Annotated in this window: 5 protein-coding genes; all 5 read left to right on the forward strand. The window is 39.9% G+C overall.

All coding sequences use genetic code 11. From position 1 onward, the window contains the following. Nucleotides 1–6 precede the first annotated feature (6 nt). The 5 genes from B3473_RS03000 (at nt 7) to B3473_RS03020 (ending at nt 7,033) form a co-directional block, all read left to right on the forward strand. Entirely contained in the window at nt 7–1,161 is a 1,155-nt protein-coding gene (locus tag B3473_RS03000) for a polymerase (protein WP_074596679.1), read from the forward strand. Nucleotides 1,162–1,311: 150 nt separating this feature from the next. Further along, nucleotides 1,312–2,856 (forward strand): peptide chain release factor 3, encoded by a 1,545-nt coding sequence (locus B3473_RS03005; RefSeq protein WP_154455103.1) that lies wholly within the window; start codon nt 1,312–1,314, stop codon nt 2,854–2,856. Between the two features lie 211 nt (nt 2,857–3,067). Then, a complete protein-coding gene (locus tag B3473_RS03010; protein WP_293651167.1) occupies nt 3,068–4,630 on the forward strand; it encodes a DEAD/DEAH box helicase in 1,563 nt (520 codons plus the stop codon). A gap of 672 nt (nt 4,631–5,302) precedes the next feature. Continuing rightward, entirely contained in the window at nt 5,303–5,629 is a 327-nt protein-coding gene (locus B3473_RS03015) for a YSIRK-type signal peptide-containing protein (protein WP_235281177.1), read from the forward strand. A gap of 141 nt (nt 5,630–5,770) precedes the next feature. Then, nucleotides 5,771–7,033, forward strand: a complete 1,263-nt coding sequence (locus tag B3473_RS03020) for a hypothetical protein (protein ID WP_293651168.1) — start codon at nt 5,771–5,773, stop codon at nt 7,031–7,033. Nucleotides 7,034–7,036 lie beyond the last annotated feature (3 nt).

Here is a 7,036-nt window from a genome sequence, read left to right on the forward strand (position 1 = left end):
GTGGAGATGTTAAGGTTAAAGGAAGTATTTAGGACTGAAGAGTCATTTGCAAGGTTTCTTTATCGAGCCTTGTATTTTCTTGAGTTTTGTTTGCTATTTCTAGCTTGGTTCTTGAAACGTTATCCGTTTCCTCTACCGTTTTTCTTATTGATGTCAAGTCTTGCCATTATTGGCGGATTTGCCATGTATTTGTGGAGTTTTTGGCGTTCAGGTTGGTCGATAGAGAAGATTTTAGCAGGGATTTTTGCACTAGCTTTTTTGATTTTATTACCAATGTCTAATTATCTGGAAACAAACGTTGATGATTTGTCCATGGTTACCTTGTTTTTGTTATCAGCGAGTGTTGATAAGGACGATGAGCGGTTGATGACAGCAATTTTCTACTTCAAGCTGATTGTAGCAATCTTAGTGCTCTTTGCTTACAATAGTCATATTATTTCTGATATGACCATGTATCGAGCTGACAAAGATTTGATTAGGCATTCTTATGGTTTTATGCACCCAAATTCTTTGGGAATGTATCTGGTTGGTTTGTTGTTTGATTTTTCCTTGGTTAGAAAGAGCCGTAAAGCTAGAGCAGGACTGGTCATGTTGCTTGTTTCCTTATTGATTTTTGCGATTACCGACTCAAGGACAACATTTTTAATTGCTGGGGTCATCATTCTTTGCTATTTTTTGAAACCATTATTACTAAAGTATCAGGTTTCTGGTTCTGTGATTATTCCACTGGTGATTGTGATGTTTGGTTTGGGGCTAGGGCTTCCATACTTCTACAATGGTGATAGTACCATTTATGCAACATTGAATCATTGGTTTTCAGGAAGATTGAATATCGGACACACGTATTTGCAAGCATTCGGTGTTGATTGGTTGCCACGAAATATTCCAACTTTTACCGAAATAAATGGGCATCCGATGTACGATGATAGTTTTTATATTGATTCATTGTTACGTCAGGGAATTTTCCTATTTCTACTGTATCCCATTTTTCTCATTGTACAGTTGAGAGGGAAAAAACTGACATTATTCCATACGATGCTCTTTTTGATAACTTTCTTTATCAATATCATGGAGCACTATGGTGGCAGTCTTTGTATGTGTAGTATTCTCTTAATCAATTATTTTGCGGTTTCTGAGGAGAACACCGTGGGGAAATATTGAAATAGAGCCCACTTTTCGTTATAATAATAGAGTTATGAGTCCCATGACTCTATTTTTTGTATGGCAGAAAAGGAGTGGACCAATGTAGTCACTAAAGATTAGGTGATACGTTTATATAAAGAAGATAATTAAGATTAATAAGGAAATAAAATGACAATTCAAGATGACATTAAAAAACGTCGTACGTTTGCCATCATCAGTCACCCAGATGCTGGTAAAACGACGATTACAGAACAATTGCTTTACTTTGGTGGTGAGATTCGCGAGGCGGGTACTGTCAAAGGGAAAAAAACAGGAAATTTCGCCAAATCAGACTGGATGGATATTGAAAAACAACGTGGGATTTCAGTAACTTCATCAGTAATGCAATTTGATTATGCAGACAAACGCGTGAATATCCTAGACACCCCAGGGCACGAGGACTTTTCAGAAGACACCTACCGTACCTTGATGGCGGTAGATGCTGCGGTAATGGTGGTTGACTCAGCCAAAGGTATCGAAGCACAAACCAAAAAATTATTTGAAGTTGTCAAACACCGCAATATCCCTGTTTTCACCTTCATCAACAAATTGGACCGTGATGGACGTGAACCCCTTGATTTGCTAGAAGAATTGGAAGAAGTGCTTGGCATTGCCAGCTACCCAATGAACTGGCCAATTGGTATGGGAAAATCTTTTGAAGGGCTTTATGATTTGTACAACCAACGCTTAGAACTCTACAAAGGTGACGAGCGTTTTGCAGACCTAGCAGATGGTGACAAACTCTTTGCCAACAACCCCTTCTACCAACAAGTTTTAGAAGACGTTGAATTGCTAGAAGAAGCAGGAAATGAATTTTCTGAAGAAGCTATCTTGTCAGGTGACTTGACGCCTGTATTCTTTGGTTCTGCCTTGACGAACTTTGGGGTGCAAACCTTCCTAGATACCTTCTTGAAATTCGCTCCAGAACCACACGGCCACAAGACCACAGATGGCACGGTCATCGACCCTTACGACAAAGATTTTTCAGGGTTTGTCTTTAAAATCCAAGCCAACATGGACCCACGCCACCGTGACCGCATCGCCTTTGTCCGCATCGTTTCAGGTGAATTTGAACGCGGCATGAGTGTCAATCTAGCCCGTACGAAAAAATCAGTGAAACTCTCAAACGTCACACAGTTCATGGCCGAATCACGTGAAAATGTTGAAAATGCTGTCGCCGGTGATATTATCGGGGTTTACGATACAGGAACTTACCAAGTCGGTGATACCCTAACTGTCGGTAAAAACAAATTTGAATTTGAACCCCTCCCAACCTTCACCCCTGAATTGTTCATGAAAGTGGCTGCCAAAAATGTCATGAAACAAAAATCCTTCCATAAAGGGATTGAACAATTGGTGCAAGAAGGGGCTATCCAGCTGTACAAAAACTACCAAACAGGCGAGTACATGCTTGGTGCCGTTGGTCAGTTGCAGTTTGAAGTTTTCAAACACCGCATGGAGAATGAATACAATGCCGAAGTGGTCATGACCTCAATGGGTAAAAAGACTGTCCGCTGGATTAAACCAGAAGACCTTGATGAACGCATGTCATCAAGCCGCAACATCTTGGCAAAAGACCGCTTTGACCAACCCGTTTTCCTTTTTGAAAACGACTTTGCTTTGCGTTGGTTTGCGGATAAATACCCAGACGTTGACCTCGAAGAAAAAATGTAATAAAACCAAAGAGAAAGGCTGACACAGACGCTTTTCTCTTCTTTTTATGCCCTTATAAATCTTCAAAAAGTGAGAAAAGTAAAATTATGATGGGAATGACCATGTTTTCTATCTTTTTGATTAGGAATATGGTACACTAGATGAGTTGTTAGATAACGACAGTAAAGTTTAATAAGGCAGCTTCGCACTGTCTTTTAGAAAAGAGAACATTTTGAAATTTACAGAACTTCATTTATCAGAAAACATTCTTAAAGCGGTGGAAAAAGCAGGTTTTGAAAAACCATCACCAATCCAAGAATTAACCATTCCTTTAGCCTTAGAAGGCAAGGATGTTATTGGACAAGCCCAAACAGGTACCGGAAAAACAGCAGCTTTTGGCTTGCCAACACTAGACAAAATCGACACCAGTCGCCACGTTGTTCAAGCCCTCGTTATTGCCCCAACGCGTGAATTAGCCGTCCAAGGACAAGAAGAATTATTCCGTTTTGGTCGTGAAAAAGGGGTCAAAGTTCGCTCTGTTTACGGTGGCTCAAGCATTGAAAAACAAATCAAAGCCCTTCGCTCAGGTGCCCACATCGTTGTCGGAACACCAGGACGCTTGCTTGACTTGATTAAACGCAAAGCCTTGAAATTAGACCACGTGGAAACCCTTATCCTTGATGAAGCAGACGAAATGCTCAACATGGGCTTCCTTGAAGATATTGAAGCGATTATCAGCCGTGTGCCTGAGAACCGTCAAACCCTCCTCTTCTCAGCAACCATGCCAGAAGCCATCAAACGCATCGGTGTCAAATTTATGTATGACCCAGAACATGTACGCGTGGCAGCCAAAGAATTAACCACTGACTTGGTGGACCAATACTATATCCGTGTTAAAGAACAAGAAAAATTTGACACCATGACACGTTTAATCGACGTGGAACGCCCAGAATTAGCCATCGTCTTTGGCCGTACCAAACGCCGCGTGGACGAATTAACCCGTGGCTTGAAATTGCGTGGCTATCGTGCCGAAGGCATTCACGGTGACCTTGACCAAGGCAAACGCCTCCGTGTCCTTCGTGATTTTAAAAATGATAACATCGACATCTTGGTAGCGACAGATGTTGCGGCGCGTGGGCTTGACATCTCAGGTGTGACCCACGTTTACAACTATGATATTCCGCAAGACCCTGAAAGCTACGTTCACCGTATCGGTCGTACAGGTCGTGCTGGTAAACACGGTCAGTCTGTCACATTTGTGGCACCAAATGAAATGGGTTACTTGTCAATCATCGAAAAATTAACCAAGAAACGCATGAAAGGCTTGAAACCAGCGACAGCAGAAGAAGCTTTCAAAGCTAAGAAAAAAGTGGCTCTTAAGAAAATCGAGCGTGATTTTGCAGATGAAACCGTTCGTGCAAGCTTTGACAAATTCAAAGGCGACGCTATCAAGCTAGCAGCTGAATTCACCCCTGAAGAATTGGCGCTTTATATTCTTAGCTTGACTGTGAAAGACCCTGAAAGCTTGCCAAAAATTGAAATTGCGCGTGAAAAACCATTGCCATTCAAACCATCAGGTGCTCACAACAATGACCGCAAAGGTGGACGTGGTCGCGACAATCGTCGTGGTAACCGCTCTGACAGACGCCGTGATAACCGCGACAACCACTACGAATTCAAACGCACCTCTTCTAAAAATAAGCGTGACTTCCAAAGCAAAGACAACAAACGTCCTCATCGCACATCAAGTGAGAAAAAAGCAGGCTTTGTTATTCGCAATAAAGGGGAACGTTGACCAAAATTTTATCAAAAAAGACTTTGTTTCATGAAACGAAGTCCTTTTTTGTGTAAAAAATAGCAGAAAAAGATAGATGTTAGTGAATATTTTTCAGAAAGTTTCACATAAACTATTTGTAAAATTCTTGTAAAGTTACTGCAAAAAACTCTGAGTTCTTTTGTTTGATAAATCTAATGTTTAAGATTTATAATGTATTTTAGAATAAGTTAGAAGATATTTTTGGTTGTTTTTTAGTTCTTGTTTTTGTCTCTTTGTATTAAAAAAAATAAAAAATTCTGAAAACTATAAGAAAAAACACTGCATGGGTTAAGAAAAAAGTTGATTTTTTTACGTTTTAAGTAAAGTAAAAGATATAAAATGAGAATTAAACATCAATTTTAATCATAATTAACTTATTTTTGTTTATAAAAAATTCTGATAATTTTAAAAATATGAATTTGCAAAAACATTGCTTTTGTAATATTTAAAGGAGGTGCTACCTTGTAGAGATGTGTTGCATAGGAGTAAAATGTATAATTATTTAGGTTGAATTGTATAAAAATGATACAACGATTTCTTTGTATCAAGAAAAAGAAAAGAAACAGTTTTAATATTATGGAGGTTACAATGAATAAACCTAAGCAATCCAAATCAAGTTTTAATTGATACAAATCACGTCAACGTTTTTCAATTAGAAAGTACCATTTTGGTGCTGCTAGCGTCTTGCTAGGTGCAGCACTTGTATTAGGTGGTGGGCAAGTAGCAGCCGACGAACCTAGTGCTTCTAACGACATCAAAGTAGTTGTTACTCAGACAGCTGACGAGGATGCTCCTACAAAAGCGCAAGAAGGGACAAAAGAGTCAATCACAACACCAGCTACTGAAGTAAGTGCAACGGAAAGCAAAACAGAAGAAGTTACTCCAGAAGGCACAAGCAGCTCTACTGCAACAGAAACAACGGATAGCTCAGTTGTCGCATCTGCTGACACAACAGAAGAAACAACACCATCTGTTTAAGAAAGCAAAACCGAAGCTTCTAGCGATGTAACAGAAGAAAGCACAGCTGAAAGCAAAACAGAAACTTCAGAAGACAAAGCAGAAGAAGTAGCTCCAACAACAGCCACAACAACTTCTGCAACAGAAACAACTGAAAAAGAAGTGACACCAACTATTGAGACAACTCCAGAGCTGACAACTACAGTCGCAATGCCTGCTAGTGAAACAAGTCAAGAAACAACACCAAAAATCACAGACCTAACACCTGATGAAATCAAAGTGTTGACAACGTCACAATTAGCTAAAATGGACCTTTCAAACACCATTTTGGCATCATTGACTTTTGAACAAAGCAAGGCACTTACCCTTAACAAAGACTATCAACGCTTAGGCTCAGGCGGAAGCGTTAGCGAATCAGGCGACCGCTTCTTTGCTAATGTCCAAGGTGGTACACCAGTCAACAACGTCAACACCTTCCGTCCAAGCGTGACCTACGAATCTAACCAAGCGGTCTCTGACTTTGTCAATGGTACAGACATCCAGCTTGCTACTCCAACAACTGGTGAACACAGTTCTCAAACAATAAGTGGCTCTCTATGGCATGATGGAGGGGTTATCAATACTTATGATAAAGCAGCTGCCGAATCAGATCAAAACTTTGGTTGGAAACCAATCGGCAACTATGTTCAAGTCGGAACGAACTTCTGGGGAGATAAAGACAACAGTATTGTACGTCCTGAGAAAGATCAAAATTACATCATCCTTGGTAAATACCAATCAGGCAAAAATAATCAGCTGGTTGATGGTTATGAAGGGGTTTACCAAGATATCACAGTCGCTCCTGGTGGTGAATTTGTCTTTAAAACAATTGCTACTTTAGCTGGCAGTGGAACTACTTATCAAACTTCAGAAACATCACAATTTGGGGTGACTATTGTTGCTCTTGATAAAGATGGTAAAGAAACAGAGACAGTTCTCTTCACCAAAACAGATGGGTATAAATTTGATTTCCTAGACGGTAAGTATAGTGTAATGGTGAACGTCCCAACGACTGTTAATAAGATCCGTGTTAAGATTACCCCAGGTAAAAGTAGTGCATTTAACACGTCTTATAATAGTGTCGATACCTATGGTCTAGCTCTTGTCAGTGCCAAAGATTGGGTTGGTTCAGCTATTACTTCTGATTATAACAGTGCTGAGACAAACAAGTATGCTATCGCTGGTGATACGGTAGTCTTTGATAACATCGGTATCGAAAATGATGGACAGTTGAAAGCTAATGTAACCTATACGGTTAATAGCGAAGGTATGACAGGAATCACCTTAAAACCAACAACAGATGGCAGCTCTAGTTCAACGTCATTAGCCAGCAAAAATAATACATCAGTTTCGATTACAGAAACCGTAATTTCCTTGTGTGTTTGACAG

Origin of the sequence: Streptococcus sp. UBA632, assembly GCF_002300045.1 — a bacterium.
Taxonomy (GTDB): domain Bacteria; phylum Bacillota; class Bacilli; order Lactobacillales; family Streptococcaceae; genus Streptococcus; species Streptococcus alactolyticus.

Excerpts from the sequence above, each read along its gene's own strand:
- B3473_RS03005 (WP_154455103.1), top strand. The coding sequence starts at position 1,312 with ATGACAATTCAAGATGACATTAAAAAACGTCGTACGTTTGCCATCATC.
- B3473_RS03000 (WP_074596679.1), top strand. The coding sequence starts at position 7 with ATGTTAAGGTTAAAGGAAGTATTTAGGACTGAAGAGTCATTTGCAAGG.